The sequence below is a fragment of the Verrucosispora sp. WMMD703 genome, from assembly GCF_049178935.1.
Classification (GTDB): domain Bacteria; phylum Actinomycetota; class Actinomycetes; order Mycobacteriales; family Micromonosporaceae; genus Micromonospora; species Micromonospora sediminimaris.
Genome location: NZ_JBMHMM010000004.1, coordinates 5,155,086 through 5,175,658 on the forward strand (window position 1 = coordinate 5,155,086; position 20,573 = coordinate 5,175,658).

20 protein-coding genes and 1 other RNA gene are annotated in these 20,573 nt (G+C 73.0%); 9 read left to right on the top strand and 12 right to left on the bottom strand.

Translation table 11 applies throughout. From position 1 onward, the window contains the following. Positions 1–116: 116 nt before the first annotated feature. Positions 117–526, bottom strand: an RNA gene (gene rnpB, locus ACN26Z_RS23865) — RNase P RNA component class A. A 258-nt stretch (positions 527–784) separates the two neighbouring features. Here rnpB and ACN26Z_RS23870 point away from each other — a divergent pair. Both ACN26Z_RS23870 and ACN26Z_RS23875 read left to right on the top strand, forming a co-directional pair. Continuing rightward, positions 785–1,291 carry a DinB family protein gene (locus tag ACN26Z_RS23870; protein ID WP_421464706.1) on the top strand — a complete coding sequence of 169 codons (507 nt, stop codon included), beginning with the start codon at positions 785–787 and terminating at the stop codon, positions 1,289–1,291. A 48-nt stretch (positions 1,292–1,339) separates the two neighbouring features. Next, positions 1,340–2,101 carry a sulfite exporter TauE/SafE family protein gene (locus ACN26Z_RS23875; protein WP_282237307.1) on the top strand — a complete coding sequence of 254 codons (762 nt, stop codon included), beginning with the start codon at positions 1,340–1,342 and terminating at the stop codon, positions 2,099–2,101. An 86-nt stretch (positions 2,102–2,187) separates the two neighbouring features. Here ACN26Z_RS23875 and ACN26Z_RS23880 read toward each other — a convergent pair whose 3' ends face one another. The 5 genes from ACN26Z_RS23880 to ACN26Z_RS23900 all read right to left on the bottom strand — a co-directional run bounded on the left by ACN26Z_RS23880 (position 2,188) and on the right by ACN26Z_RS23900 (position 6,988). After that, entirely contained in the window at positions 2,188–3,396 is a 1,209-nt protein-coding gene (locus ACN26Z_RS23880; RefSeq protein ID WP_421463489.1) for a bifunctional RNase H/acid phosphatase, read from the bottom strand. A gap of 2 nt (positions 3,397–3,398) precedes the next feature. Further along, entirely contained in the window at positions 3,399–4,136 is a 738-nt protein-coding gene (locus tag ACN26Z_RS23885; RefSeq protein ID WP_421463490.1) for a zinc ribbon domain-containing protein, read from the bottom strand. After that, positions 4,126–5,028 carry a Nif3-like dinuclear metal center hexameric protein gene (locus ACN26Z_RS23890; protein WP_421463491.1) on the bottom strand — a complete coding sequence of 301 codons (903 nt, stop codon included), beginning with the start codon at positions 5,026–5,028 and terminating at the stop codon, positions 4,126–4,128. Before ACN26Z_RS23890 ends, ACN26Z_RS23885 begins: the two co-directional genes overlap by 11 nt. Before the next feature lie 144 nt (positions 5,029–5,172). Next, positions 5,173–5,745: a flavoprotein gene (locus tag ACN26Z_RS23895; RefSeq protein WP_093401284.1), complete on the bottom strand. Its 573-nt coding sequence runs from the start codon at positions 5,743–5,745 to the stop codon at positions 5,173–5,175. 13 nt (positions 5,746–5,758) lie between these two features. Further along, positions 5,759–6,988: a helix-turn-helix domain-containing protein gene (locus ACN26Z_RS23900; protein ID WP_421463492.1), complete on the bottom strand. Its 1,230-nt coding sequence runs from the start codon at positions 6,986–6,988 to the stop codon at positions 5,759–5,761. Between the two features lie 241 nt (positions 6,989–7,229). Here ACN26Z_RS23900 and ACN26Z_RS23905 point away from each other — a divergent pair, with 241 nt between their 5' ends. Further along, positions 7,230–7,910: a bifunctional DNA primase/polymerase gene (locus tag ACN26Z_RS23905; RefSeq protein WP_170863261.1), complete on the top strand. Its 681-nt coding sequence runs from the start codon at positions 7,230–7,232 to the stop codon at positions 7,908–7,910. A 368-nt stretch (positions 7,911–8,278) separates the two neighbouring features. On the opposite strand, the gene ACN26Z_RS23910 is transcribed toward ACN26Z_RS23905, so the two are convergent. Genes ACN26Z_RS23910 through ACN26Z_RS23920 form a run of 3 tightly spaced genes read right to left on the bottom strand, consistent with a single transcriptional unit; the run spans position 8,279 to position 11,023 of the window. Next, positions 8,279–9,001 carry an FAD:protein FMN transferase gene (locus ACN26Z_RS23910; RefSeq protein ID WP_421464707.1) on the bottom strand — a complete coding sequence of 241 codons (723 nt, stop codon included), beginning with the start codon at positions 8,999–9,001 and terminating at the stop codon, positions 8,279–8,281. A 47-nt stretch (positions 9,002–9,048) separates the two neighbouring features. Further along, positions 9,049–9,606 (bottom strand): FMN-binding protein, encoded by a 558-nt coding sequence (locus tag ACN26Z_RS23915; protein WP_421463493.1) that lies wholly within the window; start codon positions 9,604–9,606, stop codon positions 9,049–9,051. Positions 9,607–9,619: 13 nt separating this feature from the next. Then, positions 9,620–11,023, bottom strand: coding sequence for a ferredoxin reductase family protein (locus ACN26Z_RS23920; RefSeq protein ID WP_093401584.1), 1,404 nt, complete (start codon positions 11,021–11,023; stop codon positions 9,620–9,622). Between the two features lie 483 nt (positions 11,024–11,506). On the opposite strand from ACN26Z_RS23920, the gene ACN26Z_RS23925 reads away from it, so the two are divergent. Continuing rightward, positions 11,507–11,764 carry a DUF3040 domain-containing protein gene (locus ACN26Z_RS23925; protein WP_093401288.1) on the top strand — a complete coding sequence of 86 codons (258 nt, stop codon included), beginning with the start codon at positions 11,507–11,509 and terminating at the stop codon, positions 11,762–11,764. Between the two features lie 19 nt (positions 11,765–11,783). Here the strand turns inward: ACN26Z_RS23925 and ACN26Z_RS23930 are convergent, their stop codons facing one another. Both ACN26Z_RS23930 and ACN26Z_RS23935 read right to left on the bottom strand, forming a co-directional pair. After that, on the bottom strand, positions 11,784–12,800 hold the full coding sequence (locus tag ACN26Z_RS23930) for an SWIM zinc finger family protein (RefSeq protein ID WP_421463494.1): 1,017 nt from the start codon (positions 12,798–12,800) through the stop codon (positions 11,784–11,786). After that, positions 12,797–16,069, bottom strand: a complete 3,273-nt coding sequence (locus ACN26Z_RS23935) for an SNF2-related protein (protein ID WP_421463495.1) — start codon at positions 16,067–16,069, stop codon at positions 12,797–12,799. Before ACN26Z_RS23935 ends, ACN26Z_RS23930 begins: the two co-directional genes overlap by 4 nt. An 89-nt stretch (positions 16,070–16,158) precedes the next feature. Between ACN26Z_RS23935 and ACN26Z_RS23940 the strand changes: the two genes are divergently transcribed. The 4 genes from ACN26Z_RS23940 (at position 16,159) to ACN26Z_RS23955 (ending at position 18,162) form a co-directional block, all read left to right on the top strand. After that, positions 16,159–17,028: a carbohydrate kinase family protein gene (locus tag ACN26Z_RS23940; RefSeq protein ID WP_093401291.1), complete on the top strand. Its 870-nt coding sequence runs from the start codon at positions 16,159–16,161 to the stop codon at positions 17,026–17,028. 66 nt (positions 17,029–17,094) lie between these two features. Further along, positions 17,095–17,418 (top strand): ArsR/SmtB family transcription factor, encoded by a 324-nt coding sequence (locus tag ACN26Z_RS23945; protein ID WP_421463496.1) that lies wholly within the window; start codon positions 17,095–17,097, stop codon positions 17,416–17,418. Continuing rightward, positions 17,415–17,897 (top strand): SRPBCC family protein, encoded by a 483-nt coding sequence (locus ACN26Z_RS23950; RefSeq protein WP_282237298.1) that lies wholly within the window; start codon positions 17,415–17,417, stop codon positions 17,895–17,897. Before ACN26Z_RS23945 ends, ACN26Z_RS23950 begins: the two co-directional genes overlap by 4 nt. A 58-nt stretch (positions 17,898–17,955) precedes the next feature. Continuing rightward, positions 17,956–18,162, top strand: a complete 207-nt coding sequence (locus ACN26Z_RS23955; RefSeq protein WP_093401294.1) for a hypothetical protein — start codon at positions 17,956–17,958, stop codon at positions 18,160–18,162. A 17-nt stretch (positions 18,163–18,179) separates the two neighbouring features. On the opposite strand, the gene ACN26Z_RS23960 is transcribed toward ACN26Z_RS23955, so the two are convergent. Continuing rightward, positions 18,180–19,325, bottom strand: coding sequence for a polysaccharide pyruvyl transferase family protein (locus ACN26Z_RS23960; protein ID WP_093401295.1), 1,146 nt, complete (start codon positions 19,323–19,325; stop codon positions 18,180–18,182). A 137-nt stretch (positions 19,326–19,462) separates the two neighbouring features. Between ACN26Z_RS23960 and ACN26Z_RS23965 the strand changes: the two genes are divergently transcribed. Continuing rightward, on the top strand, positions 19,463–20,401 hold the full coding sequence (locus ACN26Z_RS23965; RefSeq protein WP_421463497.1) for a phosphotransferase: 939 nt from the start codon (positions 19,463–19,465) through the stop codon (positions 20,399–20,401). The last annotated feature ends 172 nt before the right edge of the window (positions 20,402–20,573 follow it).

A 20,573-nucleotide genomic window follows, 5' to 3' on the forward strand; every position in this document is an offset into this window, starting at 1 on the left:
GGCGTTCCCTGGCAGCGCGCCGCTGGTCGTACACCCCCTGTGGAGCGCAACGCCAATCGATGACCGAACACAGAACCAGGTCGCCGCCTCGATCAAGACTGCGACCTGGTGGGCGACGGACGAGTCGACCTGTACGCCGGATTCTGTGCGCGGCGCGCACCTGCGTGCGTGCCGGCGGCGGCCATCCATCTCGGCCTGCCGTTGCCGACAGGCTCGTGCGGCCTACCCGCAGACATCGGGCGGGCCGCCCTCAAGCGTCTGCGCGGGCGTCATCCTGCGATGGCAGCCCTTTCTTGGCCTTGCTCCGGGTGGGGTTTACCGAGCCATCCCGGTCACCCGGGATGCTGGTGGGCTCTTACCCCACCGTTTCACCCTTACCGTCCCCGATGGGGCCGGCGGTCTGTTTTCTGTGGCACTGTCCCGCGGGTCACCCCGGGTTGCCGTTAGCAACCACCCTGCCCTGTGGAGTCCGGACGTTCCTCGGCGGCGGGCCGCAGCCCACCGACGCGACCGCCCGGTCGACTCGTCCGTCGCGTACCCATCCTAACGACACCGGGTCCGCGACTATTGCGCCCCTGTGTCAGGTGCCGGCGGGCACGAGGCTCACGCGGGTCATGCGGACAAGTGGCGATCCGTGGCAGTGGAGGTGGTTCCGGGCCGGCGTGTCGACCGCATTCGCTGTCACGGATCGCGATCACCGGGGGCACTCGGAGGTGGCTCGGAGGCGGCAGCGCCGTGGGGGCAGGGGGCGTAGGGCAGGCGGGCGGATAATGGCGCGGTGACGATGCCGCCGTTCCCTGAACCGACCGCGCCGGCCGACGGGCGGGCCGAGGTGTTCCTGCGCTACCTCGATTATTTCCGGGAGGGCGTGCTGGCGAAGGCCGCCGGGCTGACCGAGGAGGAGCGGCGGGGCAGCCGGCTGCCGTCCGGCTGGACCCCGCTGGAGTTGCTCAAGCACCTGCGCCACGTGGAGCTTCGCTGGATCGAGTGGGGATTCCAGGGGCGCGACGTCGCGGACCCGTGGGGCGACCAGCGAGACGACAGGTGGTACGTCGCGCCGGAGGAGAGCTTCGCGGAGCTGACGGCCGCGCTGCGGGCTCAGGGCGCTCACACCCGGGCGGTGGTCGAGGGCACCGACCTGGCCGCCCGCGGGGTGCCGGGGCCGCGGTGGGAGGGCGCGGATCCGGCGTCGCTGGAGCGGATCATGTTTCACCTGGTGCAGGAGTACGCGCGCCACCTCGGTCACCTCGACATCGTGAGCGAGCTGGCCGGCGGCCCGGTCGGCGAGTAGCCGGGGAGGGGCAACCGGCGCAGGTTCCGGACCGCTAGCCTGCGGATCATGGAACTCGCCGAAGCCGCGTTACTGCTCGCCGCCGGACTCGCCGCGGGTACGGTCAACGCGGTGGCCGGCGGTGGTTCGCTTATCACGTTTCCGGCGTTGCTCGCGATCGGGTTGCCGCCGGTGCCGGCGAACGTCACCAACTCGCTGTCGGTCGCTCCCGGATATCTCGCCGCTGTGGCGGGCAGCCGGGTGGATCTACCTCGGTCGCGGTTGCTGGCCGCGTTGGTGCCCACCACGGTGGTCGGCGCGTTGGCCGGTGCCGGGCTGCTGCTGGTCACCCCCGCGCGGGCGTTCGAGCTGGTCGTGCCCTTCCTGGTGCTGGGGGCGACCGCGCTGCTGGCGTTCCAGGATCCGCTGCGCCGCCTGGTCGGCCACCCGCGTGACCTGACGCCCCGCCGCCGGGCCGTGACGGTTCAGGTGGTGGTGGCGCTGGCCGCGGTGTACGGGGGTTACTTCGGTGCCGCCGTCGGGGTGATGCTGGTCGCCGGGCTGGCCCTGGTGCTGGACGCGACGCTGGCCCGGGTGAGCGCGATCAAGAATCTGCTGTCCGCCGTGATCGGTCTGACCACGGTGGTCGTCTTCGCCATCGCCGGTCCGGTGAACTGGGCCGGGGTCGCGGTGGTAGCCCCAGCCACGCTTGTCGGCGGGTACCTCGGTGCCCGCCTGGTCCGCCGGCTCCCCTCGGTGGTGCTGAAGACGATCATCGTCAGCTTCGGCACCGTCATCGGCGGCTACCTGCTCTGGCGCGCCCTCTTCTGAACCGCCGATGGTGCCCACGGTGGCTCCGCGAATCGGAGGTCAGGCGACCAGAGTGCGAGAGCGGCGAGACGGGGCCGGGTGGCGGGTCAGAGGTCAGCGAGGTGGGCGGTTTCGTTCACCGAGCGGACGGCGACGCCGCCGTCGGGCCAGCGGTCCAGCACCGAGACGCCGGCCGCGTCGAGATAGAGGCGGTGCAGGAAGGAGTCGGTGGCGGCGAGCGCGTCGCGCAACATCAGCTTGATCGGCGAGACGTGCGAGACCACCACGACGGTCTGACCGGGGTACGCGTCGAGCAGCCGTCGCACCGCCCGGTCGCACCGTTCAGCGACCGCGGCGAACGACTCGCCGTCCGGCGGGGCGACCCGGGTGGAGGCGAGCCAGGCGTCGAGTTCGCCGGCCCAGCCCTCGCGGACCTCGGCGAAGGTGCGTCCCTCCCAGGCGCCGAAGTCGCATTCGATGAGTTCGTCGTCGCGGCGTACCGGCAGGTCGCCGACGGCGGCGGCGATCGCCTCGGCGGTTGCGATGCACCGAGACAGCGGTGAGCTGACCACCGCGACGGTGTTCGGCGCGAGCGCGGCCACCCGCGCGGCCGTGGCCCGCACCTGGGCCTGGCCCTTGCTGCTGAGCGGGATGTCACCGCGACCGGAGTAGCGGCCCTGCTCGGTGTACTCGGTCTCGCCGTGCCGGACCAGGACGAGCCGGGTGGCGGTGAAGCTGGGCCGGGGCTCCCAGGACACCGGCGCGCTGGTCAGGTCGGCACCCGGTGACTCGGCCCGGGCAGCGACCTCGGCTGCGCCGCCGCCGGCCGGCTCCGGGCCACCGAGGCGACGCTGCGGCTCGACCACGCGGGGTGGCTCGACGGTCGGCGTGGCGACGCCGGACGCGGCTGCGGCGTCCATCGCGGCGTTGGCGAGGGCGTCGGCGTGGGTGTTGCGGTCCCGGGGGATCCAGCTGAACCGTACGGCGGTGAACCGGCCGACCAGTTGGGCGGCCTCGGCGGCCAACGGGCGCAGACCGGGGTGCTTGATCTGCCAGCGGCCGCACATCTGCTCGACGACCAGCTTGGAGTCCATCCGGACCTCGACCTCGTCGGCACCGAGTTCGGCGGCGGCGGCCAGGCCGGCGATCAGTCCCCGGTACTCGGCGACGTTGTTGGTGGCGGTGCCGATCGCCTCGCTCCGCTCGGCCAGCACCTCGCCGGTGGCCGGGTCGCGGAGCACCGCACCGTACCCGGCCGGCCCGGGGTTGCCCCGGGATCCGCCGTCGGCCTCGACGAGGACCGTACGCGCGGCCACGGTTACAGCCCGGACTCGTTGGTGCGGACCATGATCCGGCGGCACTCTTCGCAGCGGACCACGTCGTCGGGTTCGGCCTTGCGGATCCGGGCCAGGTCGGCGCCGGAGAGCTCCAGCCGGCATCCGCCGCAGCGACCGGCGGTCAGCAGCGCGGCGCCGAGGCCGGTGTCGGTGCGGATCCGGTCGTAGAGCTGCACCAGGTCGGCGGGCAGGTCGTTCGCGAGGGGCTGGCGGGCGGAGCGCTTGAACTCCTCCTCGCGACCGATCTCGGCGAGGCTGTCGTCGCGCCGCTGCTCGGTGGCGGCCCGCCGTTCCCGCACCTCGGTCAGTCGCTGTTCCACCCCGTCCAGCACCGACTGGGCGGTCTCCCGCTGCTCCATCAGCTCCAGCTCGGCGTCCTCCAGGTCGCTCTGCCGGCGGTTGAGGGAGGCCAGCTCGTGCTGGAGCGCCTCCAACTCACGGGCCGGGCCGGTGCCGGCGGCCAGCCGGTCCTCGTCCTTGGTCTTGCGCGCCCGGACCTGGTCCACGTCCTTTTCCAGCCGGGCGATGTCGCGGTCCAGGTCGTTGACGGCGACCTGGGCGCGGACCCGCTCGTCCTCCAGGGCGGACAACTCCCGGGCGAGGGCCTCCAGCTCGGCCCGTTCGGGCAACGACCGACGCCGGTGGGCGAGCTGGGCGAGGGCGGTGTCGATCGCCTGGAGATCGAGCAGGCGGCGCTGGACCTGGGGGTCAGCCTTCACGGTCGGGCTCCTTGTCGTCCGCTGCGGGTTCGTCCGGCGCGCGTTCGTCCGGGTGCGGTGAGGCGGCGTGCACGGTCCACGGGTCGGTGTCCAGGTCGGACACCAGGGTCTCGACGCCGGGCGCGGCCCGTAGCAGCGCCGCGAGGTCGTCCAACCACGGCCGTTCGGTGGCCCAGTGGGTGGCGTCGAGCAACGCCGGCCCTCCGGTGGCGAGGTGCTCGCCGGCCGGGTGGTGGCGCAGGTCCGAGGTGAGGTAGGCATCCACCCCGGCGGCGGTGGCGTCGGCCAGGAAGCTGTCCCCGGCACCACCGCAGACCGCCAGGGTACGCACCAGGCGCTCCGGATCGCCCGCGGCGCGTACCCCGGCGGCGGTGGCCGGTAGTACGGCGGCGGCCCGGCGGGCCAGCTCGGCCAGGGTCAGCGGCTGCGGCAGGCGGCCGATCCGGCCGGCGCCGCGCCCCTCCCCCTCGGCGGGGGTGCCCGGGCCCGCCGGTTTCAGCGGACGCAGGTCGAGCAGACCGAACCGGGCGGCGAGCGCGTCGGACACGCCCGGCACGGCCACGTCGGCGTTTGTGTGTGCGACGTACAGCGCGACATCGGCCTTGATCAGCTGGTGGACGATGCGGCCCTTGTAGGTCGTCGGCGCCACCGACGACACCCCGCGCAGCAGCAGCGGATGATGGGCGATGATCATGTCGACGCCCGCGTCGAGCGCCTCCGCGACCGTCTCGGGAACCACGTCCACGACGCAGAGGACCCGGCGTACGGGGGCGGACGGCTCACCGAGCACCAGGCCGACCCGATCCCACTCCTCGGCCCAGGCCGGCGGGTAGTGCCGCGCCACCTCGGCCACCACGTCGGCGACGGTCGGCAAGGCTGCGGTTGTGCTCACGGCCGGTGAGCTTACCGGCGTCAGCACGTCTACCGGACGTCACCCGGCCGCGGACCTCGCCGCGGCCGGGCCGTGAACTCTGTGGTGGCCGGTAGCGAGCTGTCACCCGGGCCCGACCGGCGTCGTCAACTGTGGGGCTGCCGGTCAACCGGTCCGGCAGAGGCGGTCCCGCACGGCGGTCAGCGGTAGCGCCCACGGGAAGGCGTGCTGGTGCCGCTCCCCCGTCCCCGGCGGATGCAGGGGGTAGACGTCATCACCGAAGAGCACCCCCACCCCCCATTCGGAGAGCCGGGCGAGGCCCGCCCGGAAGGCGGGGTGGGCGGCCATCGCCGCGTTGGTGTACGGCACGGCCACCAGCGGTATCCCCCGGCCCTGGGCCTCCACCAGCAGCCCCAGGGCGAGGGTGTCCGCGATGCCGGCCACCCACTTGTTCACGGTGTTGACCGTGGCCGGGCAGACGATCATGGCATCGGCGGTGGGCAGCACGTCCGGGTCGCCCGGGTTCTTGTAGTGCGTGCGTACCGGGTGACCGGTCTGACGGGCCAGTGCGGTGCGATCGACGAACTTGGCACCGTCGGGCGTGGTGATCACGCAGACGTCCCAGCCGTCCTGCTGGGCCAGGTCGACGAGCCGGCCCACGTCTCGGGCCAGTGGCGAGCCACAGGCGATGATGTAGAGCACCTGGCGGTGCCCGTCGTGGCGGTGCGAACCGGTCATGCCGGCTCCGAGGTCATACTCCTACTCCCATGTGCTCAGCCAACTCTGCGATCGGAGAAGGCGGCGCACCACGTGTGCGACGAAGGACGTCCGACATCACCTCGTGGGCGATCGGGCGGCAGCGGATCTCGGACGGTGCCAGACGGTCGCCGCGTAGCAGCATCTCCCCGGCGTTGGCCACGTCGCCGATCAGCGCGAAGCCCCGGGCCAGGTCGAGCAGGTGATGTGCCCGGCGTTCGGGCAGCATCGCATCGAACGGCGCGGGCTGGATCTTCTGGCGGTGCACCTCGACGGCCCGCCCGCCGTCGCCCAGCTCGACGGCGGCCGCCGCCCGGTGCAGCTCCACATTTGTCGGCCCGAACGAGGTCCAGTAGTGGTTGTGGTCGCCGCCGAGCTCGACGGCCGCCGCGTGGGCTCCGTCGAGCAGATCCTCCACGGTGGCGCTGTCACCGATGCGGGAGGCGGCCATCGCACCCTGGAGCAGCAGCATCCCGTAGACGGAGAGGCGCTCGGGACGACTGTCGTTGCCGCCGCCCGGGGCGAGTTGGTTGGCGATCCGCACGTTCAGCTCAAGCGCCGGCCGGGGCCGGCCCATCGCCACCAGCGCGTTGCAGACCCGGGTGGTGGCGACCCCGGCGAGCAGTTGGTCGTCGGCGCGTTGCGCGACGGCGATGGAACGGTCGGCGGCAAGCCAGGAGAGATCGCACTCGCCGAGTTTGCGCAGCACCGAGGAGGCGAGCTGGTAGACCTGCCCGAGCAGGTGGGCGGCACGCTGGGCCTGGTCACCACCGTACGCGGCGTCGGCCGCCTGGGCGTCGCGGAGCAGCTTCGGCAGGGCCCGGGTGAGCATCCCGTAGCGGCCGTACTGGTAGGTCAGCCAGGCGTGGGTGACCGCCTTGCCCATGTCGGCCAGCGGCGGTGGGCTCGGCGCCGCGTCGAAGTACGCGCTGATCGAGTCGTACCGCTCCAGCGCGGCCCGGATCTCCTCGACCTCGAACTGGTCGATGCAGTTGAGCGCGTCGGTGCGGCGTTCCGGATCCTTGCCGAGCAGCAGCTGCACGTCCATCTGGAGGATGTCGGCGATCTCGTAGAGCACGGAGAACTTGTCCAGCCGCCGCACGCCCCGCTCGATCTTGTCGACCCAGCTCTTCGACTTGCCCAACCGGTCGGCGAAAACCTGCTGCGACATTTTTCGCCGGCCGCGCCAGTAGGCCACCCGCCGCCCGATGGGTAGCTCGTCCATCTCCCCAGTCCTCCCTTTGCTGGAGCCCTGGCCGGGGGCCGGGGGCCGTTCCGTGGGCGCGGCGATCCGTCCGGATCCCTGGTTTCCGCTGGTCGCACAGGAGGTGCGTCAGCCTTCTGGCCGAGCCTCGTAACTTTCGTGCAAGTTGCATCGGCCACTTTGTCAAACAAAACGATGACGGGCTACGGCAGTGACGGGTCTCGACGTAGGAGCTGACGCCGGTCAGGCGCGGCGAGGGGAGATGGCACCAATGTGGGGGAATGTCGCACCGCACGTGGCGCGTCTGTCGCCGTTGGAACGGGTACGGCTGCGCCGGATCGCCGTGCGCTACGCCCTGCACGGCTGGGCGATCACCCCGGGCGCCTGCCTGGCGCGGAGCCGCTTCGTCTGCGGTCGGGCCGGCTGCCCGACCGTCGGCTGCCATCCCGCCCTGGAGGACTGGGAGCACGCGGCAAGCACCGATCCGGCGCGAGTGGCCACCTGGTGGCGGTCCCGGCCACACGGCGTACTGCTGCCCACCGGCCGCTCCTTCGACGTGCTGGAGGTTCCCGCACACCTGGGCCGGCTGGTCCTGGATGCGGTGCGCGTCCACCCGGTCGGTCCGGGGGTACGCGGACCGGTGCTGGTCACCCCGACGGGGCGCTGGATGTTCCTGGTCCGGCCGGGCGACCCACTGCGACCGGAACTGGAGCAGTGTTTCGACGTGGTGCTGCACGGTCGCGGCTCCTGGGTTCCGGCGCCACCGACCCGGCTGCCCGAGGGCCAGGTCCGCTGGGCAGTCGCACCGGAGCAGGCCCGCTGGCAGCTGCCGGATGCCTACCTGGTGCAGAACACGCTGGTGGAGGCGCTGCGTGCGACCGGCGTGACGCTGACCCCGGCACTGGTACCCGGCCATCTGCCGCTGCCTCGCCGCAGCCGCTGACCGGGCGCGCGGTGCGACGCGTCGCCGGCCTCCGCCAGACCGGCTCCGGCGCGACCTTCGCCGCGCTCCCTGGCACCGGCAGCGAGACCCGAACCGACCGGCGCTCGTTGGATCCTTCGACGGCGCGCCTGCGCCGGGAGCGGGGATGCGATGTCCACCGGCGACACCAGACACCATCCGGGCGGAGCAGAGCCGCCCCGGCGACACCGACCCGGCCGCCGATGGGCGGCCACCCGTCCCCCGGGCGCCCGGCCCGGCCGTCCCCGGCCGACCGGGTCCCGCCCAGCTATCACCCACCGCCCAGCCCGCTGGCCCTGACCGGAACGGGTTACACCCCCGGGTGCTGCGGGGCGGGGAGGTCGGTCGGGCTAGGCCGACAGGGGCAGGTTGGTGGAGTGCAGGCAGCGCGCGTCGTCGGTGACCACCACGTGCTGGTGCGCGGGCAGCCGATCCAGCCATCCGATCCCGGCCACGCCCATGGCCACCGCCGCGGTGGCGTACGCGTCAGCCAGTCCGAGGTCGTGCCCGACCACGGTCACCGAGCGCAGCCCCCTAGCCGGCGCGCCCCGCCGGGGATCCTGCACGTGAGGGCCACGTTCGTAGACACCCGAGGTGGCGACCGCCAGGTCTGTCCCAGTGAGCGCCAGACAGACCGCCGACGGGTTCCACGGGTGCCGCACACCGATCCGCCACGGCAGCCCGGTCGAGGAGCGGCCCCGCACCCGGACGTCACCACCGGCGTTCAGGCAGTGGTTGTCGACACCCGCCGCGCGCAACCGGTCCGAGGCCACCTGGACCGCCCAGCCCTTGACGTACCCGGACGGGTCCAGCCGCCCGGTGGCGTACGCGTCGAAGAAGCCGTCGGTGGCGCCCCACAGGTCGGCGCAGCGTTCCAGCACCCGGCGCAGGTCGGCCGACGCCTCGGATAGCAGCAGCTCGCCCCGGTCGAAGCGGCACACCTCGCTGTCCGGCCGGTACGTGCTGAACCTCGCGTCCACCTCGCGCAGCCAGGCGAACACCCCGTCGGCCAGCGCGGCCAGCTCGACCGTGGACCGGTCGTCGGCGATGTCGAGACTGACCGGGGTACCCATCACGTGTTCGACCCGACGCAGCCCGGGTCGGATCAAGGTGTCCACCCTCACCGACTCTGGTCGATCGCGGCCTGCAAGGACCGCTGGTAGGCGTCGCTGGTCGCGGTCGCGCCCGAGATGGTGTCCAGGTCGGCGCTCTGCCGTTCCACCACCATCCCCACCGCGCCGCTGTACCGGCTGTCGACCTGGTCGCTGCGCTGGTCGGACTGGGCCGTTCCGCGCGGCAGCCGCTGCGCCGCCGCGTTGACGATCCGGTCGCCGACCACCGTGATGCGGACCTGCACGTCGCCGAACTCGTTGCTCACCACCGGCCCGACGAGCGTGCTGGCGGTGGGCGGCGCGGCGGCGGTGCCGGTCCGGGACGCGGCGGGGGTACCCGGTGCGCCGCTCGAACCGGACCGGCTCGCGCCGGAGGCGCTGCGCGTCGATTCCGGCGCGGTGCTGACCCGCAGCGTCGTCTCGTCCGAGCCGGCTGCTGGTGCCGGCCCCTCGGCGGCGGTGGGTGCCTCCTGGGCGGGTTGACCGGTGCCCGGTGCGGCCTTGAACACCACCAGCGCGGTGGTACTGGCGGCCAGGCCGGTGATCGCGAGGAGCGCGCGACGCATGCGGTGGGCCCTCTCAGAGTTCGAAGGTGGCGAGGTGAATCTGACGGCGGCGGACGCCGGCCTGGCGAAGCACCTGGCGATACTGCTCGACCAGCCCGGGTGGGCCACACAGGTAGACGTCGCGACGAGCCACGTCCGGCACCAGCTGGCGCAGCCCGTCCGGGGTCATCACCTGCCGTGGGACCGGGTCGTTGCGGGAGCCGACGACGTACCAGACTCGCAGACCGCGGTTACGGACCAGCCAGTCCAACTCTTCCTGCAACAACACGTCGGCCGGGGTACGGGCCCGGTAGATCAGCGCGGCACCGGGCGGCAGTTCCTCCAGCATCGCCCGCAGCGGGGTGATGCCGCTGCCGGCGGCGATCAGCAGCGCGCGCTCGCGGGTGCGGTGGGCCGCCGTGCAGGTGCCTGACGGGCCGACCGCCCAGACCCGTACGCCTGGATCGAGGTTGCGCAGATCCTGGGTGTGCCGACCGACCACCTTGACGGTCAGCCGCAGCCAGCGGTCGTTCGCGGCGGCGGAGACCGAGAACGGGTGCGACTGCCACCAGCAGCCCCGGGTCAGGAAACGCCAGCGGAAGAACTGCCCACCCAGCAGCTCCAGCCGGTCGAGGCCCGACCCGGTCAGGTAGAGCGAGACGGCGTCGGGGCTTTCGGTGACCACGTCACTGACCCGTAGCCGGTGCCGCAGGTTGAACCGCAGCGGGTTGATCACCCGACCCCACAGCCACGCGGCGACCACCAGCACGTACAGGGCGATCCATCCGGTACGCGCCGGGCCGGGCCGGAACAGCTGGCTGCCGTTGCTGAACTGGTGGGCGAAGCCGAGCAGCAGCACGGCGTACGCGGCCAGGTGGGTGGCGTGCCACAGCTCGTACGGCAGCACCCGGCGTACCGCCCGTACGCTTACCAACCCGACCAGCACCAGCAGGCCGGCAGCAGCGAACGCGGAGACCATGTCCTGGTACTCGCGCAGCATCACGCCGGCCTGGCCGAGCAGCGAGCGACCTTCCAGCCCGGCGTAGCCGACCAGGATCAGCGCCGTGTGGGCGAGCACCGCGACCAGCAGCGTGGCGGCGACGTCGCGGTGCCAGCGGGCGATCCGCTCGCCGCCGGCCCACCGTTCGAGCACCGGCAGGCGGCTCATCATCAGCACCTGGACCAGCAGCAGGTAGCCGGCGACCAGCCCGGTGATCTGCCCGGCGGCGGTGGTCATCGCGGTGGCGCCGGTCAACGAGCCGGCCGGGGTGTCCCGCCACCATGGCAGCACGCTGGCCACCAGACCGCCCAGGAACAGCACGACCAGCAGCCGCCGGCCATTGGCGCCGCGCCGTGGCACGGCCGCCGGTGGGGCGGACGCGCCCGACCCCGGCCGGGCCGGCCGGGGACTGACGTACGGGCGGGGGTAGGTCGTCACGCCCGGCCGCCGCACTCGTCGAGCTGATCGGCCATGCACCGTTTCCGATTCCTGCCGGGCGTCGGACCCTGGACGTGACCGGTCTGCCGTGGTGCGACGCCTGCTGCTGAGGGTTTGCCCCGGGAAGGTAGTCACCGGGCCGACACACGACAAGGCCGGTCGACGGCCCCAGGCCGGGGCACTTAAGGCGGCGCTCATCGCGAGCCGGCGTCGGGCGGTTACCGGCCAATCGGGTACGCACGTCACAAGCAGGGCCTTCGCTCGCCCGCCGTTGCCCGGCGGGCGACAATCCCCCAACCGGAACCCGCGCCGCACCGCACCGCCGCGCAGGAGAAATTTAAGGCTGGGATAAGGGGTCGCTCAGCTCTCGCCCGGCCGCGCTCCCGAGCCGTGGGCGCCAAAGTAGCAACAGGAAGAGCGCGTGAGCCCTCTCCGCAGCGGGTATTCCGTCGCACCGTTGCTGAACGCGTGAGGGGAAGGCACATGCTCAGCAAAGAGGATCAACGCAGATTTGAGCAGATCACCCGCCACCTACGGGAGAGTGATCCGGCGTTCTTCGCCCGGCTCGACCATCGGGCCCGGGGCCGTCACGGCCGCTGGCTGCTGCTGTTGACCGTCGTGCTCTGGGCGGCGCTGCCGGCGACCACCGTACTCGCCGGCCGGCTGGCCGGGGCGATCTTCGCGGTGGTGCTGTTGACCAACGCGGCGCTGATGTGGCGGTTCCGTCAACGTTGGCTGTGACCGGGCGGGTCGTGGTGGCTCACTGCTCACCGAGCTGGCGGTAGGCGTGGCGCAGACGTTCGACGAGTCCGGGCCCGCCGATGGCCGGCGCGGGCGCGCCCAGTTGCCGCAGCAGCAGGTCCGGTCGGGCGGTCAGGCTCGGCGGGCGGTCCGGCAGCGGCACGGGCGGCAACCAGAACCGGTCGACCGCCTCGGCCAGCGGCGTGACGGGCAGGTCGGCCAGGGCCCGGACGGCCCCGGCCGCGGGCATGGTCACCTCGTGGTCGCCGGGCCAGCCGGTGTCCGCCGCCCTGGTGCCCGACGGGGCCGAGGTAGCACTGTGGCCGGTCGGGTTCGTCGGTGCCGGAACGTCCCGCCGCGCCGGTTCGTCGGCGCGCCCCGCCGCTTCGCCGCCGCCGGGCCGCCGGCTCGTCGAGGCGTCGGTGGCCGATGCGCCGGCGCGCAGCTGCCGTAGCCGCGCGAGCAGGTTCGCTCGGCTGCGCCCACGCCAGTGCAGCAGGGTGAACGGGTCCGCGTCGAACGCCTCGGCGAGCAGATAGAACGTCGCCGCGAGGTGTTTGCAGGGCACTGCGACGTCCGGGCACGAACACCGCTGGTCCAGTTCGCTGATCGCCGCCGGGAACAGCGGCGCCTCGGCCGCGACGAACAGCTCCTCCAGCTCGGCCGGCAGGTCGCCGGCGAGCAGCCGGGCGCTGAAGAACGCCTGGGCGGCGAGTTCCGCCTCGATCCGGGCCCACAGCCGGGCCGGAAAGGGCGGCAGTGCGACGCTTACCTGGTACGGCCGGGCCCGGGAGCCCTGCACCACCGCGGTGACCACGCCTGGCGCGACGTCGAGGCGGAGCACCTGCCCGGCGCGGGCGTACGACCGGCCCCGGGTCAGCCGGGTGCCGAGCGCGAACGACTCCAGCACCTCCAGAAATCGGCGGGACCACCAGGAGACGCCGATCGCGCCCCGGGTGCTGCGGGCCCGCAGACCGCCGTCGACCCGGCGCGGCGGGCCGTAGTCGGCGAACCTGCCGCCGTCGTCGGCCCTCACTCGACCACCGCCCCCGCCTCCAGCGTGAACAACTCCCGTAGCTGAGCGGTGGACAGCTCGGTCACCCACTGCTCGCCGGTGCCGACCACCGAGGCGGCCAGGCCACGCTTGTCGGCGATCAACGCAGCGACCTTCTCCTCCACCGTGCCGGCGCAGACGAACTTACGGACCTGCACCCGGCGCCGCTGTCCGATCCGGAACGCCCGGTCGGTGGCCTGGTCCTCGACCGCCGGGTTCCACCACCGGTCGACGTGCACCACGTGATTGGCGGCGGTAAGCGTCAGTCCGGTGCCGCCGGCCTTGAGCGAGAGGACGAACAGCGCCGGTCCGCCGTCGGACTGGAAGCGGGTCACCATCGCATCCCGGTCGGCCTTACCGACCCCGCCGTGCAGGAAGAGCACCTCCCGGCCGAACCGGGCCGACAGGTGCCCGCGCAGCATCCCGCCGAACTCCGCGTACTGGGTGAACAGCAGGGCCTTCTCCCCCGCCGCGAGGACCTCGTCGAGGATCTCCTCCAGCCGGGCCAGCTTGCCCGACCGTCCGTCCAGGGGTGAGCCGTCGCGGAGCAGCTGCGCGGGGTGGTTGCAGACCTGCTTGAGCCGGGTCATGGTGGCCAGCACCAGCCCGCGCCGCTCGATGCCGTCGCTGGATGCGATCCGGGCGAGCATGTCGTCGACGACCACCCGGTACAGCGCCGCCTGCTCGGCGGTGAGGTTGCAGACGACCTCCATCTCCAGTTTCTCGGGCAGGTCGGTGATGATCGACGAGTCGGTCTTGAGCCGGCGCAGCACGAACGGACCGGTGATTCGGCGCAGCCGTTCGGCGGCCTCGGTGTCCCCGTGCCGTTCGATCGGTTCGGCGAACCGCTTGCGGAACGTCGCCGCCGGGCCGAGCAGGCCCGGGTTGGCGAACTGCATGATGGACCAGAGGTCCGCCAGCCGGTTTTCCACCGGGGTGCCGGTGACCGCGATGCGGTGCCGGGCGGGCAGTGCGCGTACCGCCTCGGCCTGCCGGGTGGCGGCGTTCTTGATGGCCTGCGCCTCGTCGACGACCACCCGGTGCCAGTCGACGCCGGCCAACTCCGCGGCATCCCGGGCAGCCACCGAATACGTGGTGAGGACCAGGTCCGCGGCGTGCACGGTGGCGGTGAACTCCGCGCCGCGAGTCCGCTGCGCGCCGTGATGCACGTGTACGCGTTTGTCCGGGGTGAACCGGGCGGCCTCCCGCTGCCAGTTGCCCACCAGCGACATCGGGCAGATCAGCAGGGTCGGACCGGCCTGCGGCGGGTCGGCGGCCAGCAGCGCCAGCAGCTGCACCGTCTTGCCCAGCCCCATGTCGTCGGCGAGCACCCCACCGAGCCCCAGCGACTGGAGAAACGCCAGCCAGGCCAGCCCTCGCCGCTGGTACGGCCGCAACGTGCCGTGGAACGACGGCGGCTCGTCCAGCGGGGCGAGCCGGCGGTCCACGGCCCCGGCGAGCAGGTCACCGAGCGCGCCGTCGGCGCTCACCTCGAGCACCGGCAACGCGTCCGGTTGCTCGGCATCGGACAGACCGAGCCGCAGCAGGTCGGCCACGGTCAGCTCACCGCTGGCCCGCAGCAGGCGCAGGCCGGCGGCGAGTCGCTTCGGGTCCAGCTCGACCCAGCGCCCCCGCAGCCGTACCAGCGGGGTCTTCAGTTCCGCCAGCCGGGTCAACTCGTCGGAGGTCAACGGCTCGTCGCCGAGAGCCAGCTCCCAGCGGTAGTCGACCAGGGCGTCCAGTCCCACCCGGTCGGCCGGGCCGGTGACCGTGCCGGGCGCGCTGCGGGAGCTGGCCCGCAGCCGGGCGCCCAGCCGCGATGCGGGCCGTCGCCACCACGACGGCAGCAGCACCGTGAAGCCCGCCGCGTGCAGCGTCGGAGCGCCCTCGCGCAGGAACCGGTGCGCGCCCTCGGTGTCCAGCTCCAGCGCCTCCGGCCGGGCCGTACGCAGAGCCACGTCCAGTTCCGGCCACAGTCGGCTGGCCCGGCCGAGTTCGGCCAGCAGGATCTCCTGCGGATGGTCACCGGCCACGGTCTCGCCGTCGCCGCGCCACACCTGTCCGGCGTCGACGTGCCGGCCCGGCTCGTCGTTGGCGCGCAGTCCGAACTCGACCCGCCAGCGGCCGGTGGTGGCGACCACGGCATCGGGGTCGGCCGGCACCACAGTCACCGGTTCGGTCAGTTCGTCGGCCGACGGCTCGACCAGCCGGAAGCTGGCCCGCACCGTGCCACCGGCGGCGTCGCGCTGCCACTGGTCCAGCTCGGAGCGGAGCGTGCGCAGCGCCGCCGGCTCGGCGGTGAACCCGCGCTGCGGTCCGGTCAACGCGCCCAGCCAGGCCGTCACGGCACCGTTCGGTCGCACCCCCCGGGACAGCGTCATCGGCGGCAGCGCGGCGCGCACGGCCGCGTCGGTGAGCGCGTCGAGCGCGTCGGCGACCAGCAGCCCGGGCACCTCGGCCGACGCGTCGGCGCGGCCCGACGCCCGGGTCGCGGACCCCCGCCCGGACAGCTGAGTCGCGGACGGTCGGCCCGGGTCGTCCGCAGGGCCACCTGTCGACGTCGTTCGCCGACGGTCGGCACCCGGTCGGGTCGCTCTGCCGGGCCCGGGTCGGCCGTCGGACGCCAGCCCGGGCAGGTCCGCCTCGACCACGGCCCGGGCGGCGGGGGGCAGGGCCAGCGCCAGCGACCGGGCCCAGGCGGCGTCCGTGCCGGTCAGCAGCGGTCGCCACACCGCCCAGGCGTCGGATGCCCCGGTGGCCGAGAACGGATCGGTGGCCGCGAACGGATCGGCGAGGCTGGGCAGGACCCGGCCACGGGTGGCCAGGTCGGTGGCGAAATCGGCCAGTTCGGCCAGGTGTCGCAGGCTCGCGCCGGGTGCGGCGGCCAGCTTCTCGACGGTACGCAGCAGCGACAGCGCGGCGTCCGGGGCGTACGCCAGCACCGGAACCTGCCACCCGGCGAGGGTGACCGGACCACGGACCGGTGCCACGACGGTGGTGCGGACCAGTTCCGGTGAATCCAGCGGCGAGCCGGCGCGGGTGGGCAGGCGCAGCAGCGCGGTGCCGAGGTCGTCCGGTTCGGCGACGTCGGCCAGCAGTGCGACCAGTTCGGCGTGCCCGGCGGCGAACGGGTGTGGGCGGGCTCGCGGTGCCCGGCCGGGACGGCGCGGGGCCGCCGGTGGCAGGGTGCTGTCCTCGGCCCAGACCGCCAGCCCCCGGCCGGGCAGCCACATCCCATGGACGACCAGCACGCACTCCCCCTCGAACCGGGCGGGTTCGCGCCACACCGGCGGCGACCCGGGGCCAGGATAGGCGGCGCCGACCGGCTAGCGTCGGCGCCATGTGCGACCTCCTGGTGATCGGCGGCCTCGGCGTCGATGTGCGAGTGCGGGTGCCCCGGCTGCCGTTGCCGGTGGTCGACTCGGTCACCGTCGATCCGATCGAGTTGCGGGTCGGCAACACCGGCGCCGGGGTGGTCCTCGCCGCGCACGCGCTCGGGCTGCGGGTGACGGTGGTCGACACGGTGGGCGTGGATCCGGCCGGTGCCGTCGTGCGAGCCGCGCTGGCCCGTACCGGCGTGCGGGCGGTCCTGGCCGACGACCCGGCCGGCACCCGACGGTCGGTGAACCTGGTCGACCCCGGCGGGCGGCGGATGTCGCTGTACGACCCCCGGGCCTCGGACGGTCCGCCACCGTTCGCGGCGCCCCGGGTGGCGGAGCTGATCGAGGACGCCACCCACGTGCATCTGTCGATCATGGGATGGGTGCGGGAGTTGCTGCCCGACCTCGGTGACGTGCTCAGCGAGGGGGTGGGCGCCTCGACCGACCTGCACGACTGGGACGGGCACAACCCGTACCACCGCCGCTTCGCCGACGTCGCCGAGTTGGTGCTGGTCAGCGGTGCGGCGCTCGGGGACCGGGCGGCGGCCGTGGCCGGCACGCTGGCACCGCGCCCGGTGCTGGTGACCCGGGGCGCGGACGGTGCCGATCTGTACCTGGGCCGGGACGTCCATCGCGTTCCGGCGGCCGTCCCGCCCGGCCCGGTGATCGACACCAACGGCGCCGGGGACGCCTTCGCGGCAGGGATCATCGCGGCCCGGTCCCGCGGCGCGACCTGGCTGGAGGCGGCCGGGTACGCGTCCCGGGTCGCCGCCGCGGCCTGCACCCACGACGGCATGGAGTACCCGCCGGGGCTGCTCCCCCGCGACTGACCGATCGGGCGTACCGCTGCCGGGTGGTGCTTGACAGGCGCTTTGGTAAGTCGTAGCTTACCGTTCGTGGCCACTTACCGACCTGACGAGGGCTGGGACGCCCTCGGCGACCCCACCCGTCGCGCCATCGTCGCGTGCCTGGCGGAACAGCCACGTGCCGTCGGCGAACTCGCCCGGGAACTACCGATCAGCCGGCCCGCGGTCTCCCAGCACCTGAAGGTGCTCAAGGAAGCCGGACTGGTCGTCGACCAGCAGGCCGGCACCCGACGGGTCTACCGGCTCAACCCGGCCGGCGTGGCCGCCCTACGCGACCAACTCGACACGTTCTGGCGCCGCGCGCTGGACAGCTACCAGGACGTCGTCGACCAGACCACCGAGGAGGACTCATGACCCAGGCAGCGGATGTGGTGGTGCGCCGCCAGATCATCGTGAACGCGCCGATCGAACGGGCGTTCACCACGTTCACCGAACGCTTCGGCGACTTCAAGCCACGGGAACACAACCTGCTCGGCGTCGCGATCGCCGAGACCGTGTTCGAGCCGAGAGTCGGTGGCCACATCTACGACCGTGGCGTCGACGGCACCGAGTGCCGCTGGGCTCGGGTGCTCGCCTACGACCCACCGGATCGGGTCGTGTTCAGCTGGGACATCAACCCCAAGTGGCAGGTCGAGACCGAGCCCGACAACACCAGCGAGGTTGAGGTGCGGTTCGTCGCCGAAACCCCGCACCGCACCCGGGTGGAACTGGAACACCGCAACCTCGACCGGCACGGCCCCGGCTGGGAGTCCGTCCGGGACGGCGTCGCCGACGACGGAGGATGGCCGCTCTACCTTGACCGCTACGCCGCCCTGTGCGACGCGTCCGGCTGACGGCAGGATCATCCCGCTTCGCCCTGCGGGTCACCGACGGCCGGGGCAGGATGGGCGCATGGCATCCACGGTTGAGATCCCACTGGTGGGCGGCACGGCCGACGGCGAGCACGTCACCGTCGAACTGGACCCGAACGGCCGGCCCCCACTGACCCACCACCACCTGGGGCCACAAGGGCTGGCGGCAGCGGAGATCTACGAGTTGGAGTCCGTCGACACCGACCGCCAGCAGTGGCGCTACTGCTGGCGGGGGCCGGCGGTCTGACCCGGCCCCGCCACCGGTCAGGCGCCGACCTCGACCAGCGACCGGTTACGCAGGCTCTCCAGCACCGCCCGGGTGACCTGGGAGGTGCCTCTGGCCTCGTCACACACCCGCGCCACCCGCTGGGCGGTGACCTCGGCCCGCTGCTCGCGCTCATCCCACAACTGGTCCACCTCGGCCAACAGGGGGCCCTCCACCTCACGCTCCACACCCCGCAACGCCGGCACCCCCAGTCGCTGGGCGAGGTCAAAGACCTTGCCGGCGTAGGGCAGGGGCAGAAACGGCGTACCCATCATCGCCGCGAAGATCAGGAAGTGCAGGCGCATACCGACCGCCAGGTCGAAGTGACGCATCAACCCGAGGATCTGCTGCGGTGAGTAGGTGCCGTGCAGGATCCGCCCCCGCTCTGCGGCGATCATGTGCGACAGCACCCCGTGCGAGTGCCGGATGTCGTCGCGTTCCATCGGCACGAACAGCACGTGCGCGTCGATCCGGTGCACCAGGAAGTCACCGATCTGTGCCAGCAGCCGGTGGTATCCGTCCACGTCCAGCCGCTCCGCTGCCCGGCCCGGCTCCCGCACGCTCATGCCGACCAGCCGTTTGCCGGCCGGCACGCCCTCCTCCCGGAGGAACTGCGCGGGAAAGTCCTCCGGTTCCAGCAGGAACGCCGGATCGCCGGTCACGGTGATCGGATTGAGCAGGCCGGCCTCCTCCAGCACCATCCGCGACTCCTGGTCGCGTACGGTCACCTGGACGGCACCGGCCAACGTCTCCCGGACCATGCCGGTGTCCACCATCTCGTTGAGCGGCCCGACGCCGACGGCGTACGTCAGTAGGGGCAGACCCCGCTCCTGCGCCACCCGGACCACCCGCAGGTAGCGGCGGGCCTCCTTGTCGTAGAGGATGCCGCCGCCGCCCAGGATGAGCAGGTCGAGTTGAGACAGTACGAGAGCGGAGTCGGTCCGGCTGACCCCCTCCCACGGCACCGCCTCCACATCCGGATGGGCGACCGCGGTGTGTGCGGGATTCCGCGAGAACACGATGATCCGGGCGTGTGGCTCCTGCTGCCGCAGATCGGTCAGCAGACCGGTGAGGATCGCCTCGTCGCCCAGGTTGCGCCCGCCGTATGAGCCGAGCACGCCGATGGTCAGTCCGGCACGCGTCATCCGTCGCTCCTCCCCAGGTGCGTCCGCTCGGACGTTTCCCCGCTGCGCTGGTGAACAGTCCTCGCCGGTGGGCCGGGTGCCCAGGCGGGCGGGAAACGGGTTGCCGGTACGGGTGCCCGACCGGCAGCGTGCACGACATGCAGGCGCAGACACGGAATCGGCTACGGTGGGCCCAGTTGCCCCCTGATGTCCGATCCGCCGTGGAGGAGATCCTCGGCGACCGGGTGATCGAAGCGGTGTCGCAGCCGGGCGGATACTCCCCCGGCACCGCCGACCGGGTACGCACCGCCAGCGGGCGGCGCGCCTTCGTCAAGGCGGCCAGCCCGGCCCAGAACCCGGACACCCCGGACATGCACCGGGCCGAGGCGCGGATCACTGCCGCACTGCCCGCATACGCCCCGACGCCCCGCATGCTCGGCTGCCACGACGACGGTCACTGGGTGGCACTGGTGCTCACCGACGTCGACGGGCGGCACCCGGTCACCCCGTGGCGCGCCGAGGAACTCGACGCGGTGCTTGACGCCCTGGAACGGATGTCGACGGCGCTCACGCCCAGCCCGGTGGCGGAGGTGCCGGCCATCGCCGAGCGGCTGGCCGACGAATTCGCCGGCTGGCGGCGAATAGTCGACGACCCGCCGCCGGAGTTGAACGCCTGGGCCCGGACGCATCTCCACGACCTCTGCTCCTGGGCGGACCACGGCCTCGCCTCGCTGGCTGGCGACACCCTGTGCCACGTGGATATCCGCGCGGACAACCTGCTCGTCGACCCGGCCGGCCGCGTCACAGTGGTCGACTGGCCCTGGGCGGCGCGCGGCCCGAACTGGCTGGACACCGCGATGCTGCTGCTCGACGTACGCCTCCAGGGCGGGCACGACACCGAGGCGCTGATCCGTCGGCTTCCGCTCACCGCCGCAGCCGACCCGGACGCGGTGACCGGTCTCTACGCCGGCCTAGCCGGCTTCTTCACCGACCGGGCGCGCCTGCCAGCGCCGCCGGGCATCCCCACCCTCCGGGCGTTCCAGCAGGCCCAGGCCGAAGTCCTGCTCACCTGGCTGGCCGAACGCGTCGCCACCTGACCCGCCCCGCCCGCGCCGCCCCGCACCGCACCGCCGCACCACACCGCCCCACCGCACCGCCGCCGCGCCTGATCGCTGGAGGCAGCAAGATCCCCGAAACTGCTGCCTCCAGCCGCGACGACCCAGCAACATCCCCGAAACTGCTGCCCCGGAGCAGCGGTGGCCCCGCGAC

Coding starts and splice junctions, on each gene's coding strand:
- ACN26Z_RS23925 (WP_093401288.1), top strand. CDS start 11,507: ATGCTCAGCAAAGAGGATCAACGCAGATTTGAGCAGATCACCCGCCAC.
- ACN26Z_RS23955 (WP_093401294.1), top strand. CDS start 17,956: ATGGCATCCACGGTTGAGATCCCACTGGTGGGCGGCACGGCCGACGGC.
- ACN26Z_RS23875 (WP_282237307.1), top strand. CDS start 1,340: ATGGAACTCGCCGAAGCCGCGTTACTGCTCGCCGCCGGACTCGCCGCG.
- ACN26Z_RS23950 (WP_282237298.1), top strand. CDS start 17,415: ATGACCCAGGCAGCGGATGTGGTGGTGCGCCGCCAGATCATCGTGAAC.
- ACN26Z_RS23940 (WP_093401291.1), top strand. CDS start 16,159: ATGTGCGACCTCCTGGTGATCGGCGGCCTCGGCGTCGATGTGCGAGTG.
- ACN26Z_RS23870 (WP_421464706.1), top strand. CDS start 785: ATGCCGCCGTTCCCTGAACCGACCGCGCCGGCCGACGGGCGGGCCGAG.
- ACN26Z_RS23905 (WP_170863261.1), top strand. CDS start 7,230: ATGGCACCAATGTGGGGGAATGTCGCACCGCACGTGGCGCGTCTGTCG.
- ACN26Z_RS23960 (WP_093401295.1), bottom strand. CDS start 19,325: ATGACGCGTGCCGGACTGACCATCGGCGTGCTCGGCTCATACGGCGGG.
- ACN26Z_RS23915 (WP_421463493.1), bottom strand. CDS start 9,606: ATGCGTCGCGCGCTCCTCGCGATCACCGGCCTGGCCGCCAGTACCACC.
- ACN26Z_RS23895 (WP_093401284.1), bottom strand. CDS start 5,745: ATGACCGGTTCGCACCGCCACGACGGGCACCGCCAGGTGCTCTACATC.
- ACN26Z_RS23910 (WP_421464707.1), bottom strand. CDS start 9,001: ATGGGTACCCCGGTCAGTCTCGACATCGCCGACGACCGGTCCACGGTC.
- ACN26Z_RS23900 (WP_421463492.1), bottom strand. CDS start 6,988: ATGGACGAGCTACCCATCGGGCGGCGGGTGGCCTACTGGCGCGGCCGG.
- ACN26Z_RS23965 (WP_421463497.1), top strand. CDS start 19,463: ATGCAGGCGCAGACACGGAATCGGCTACGGTGGGCCCAGTTGCCCCCT.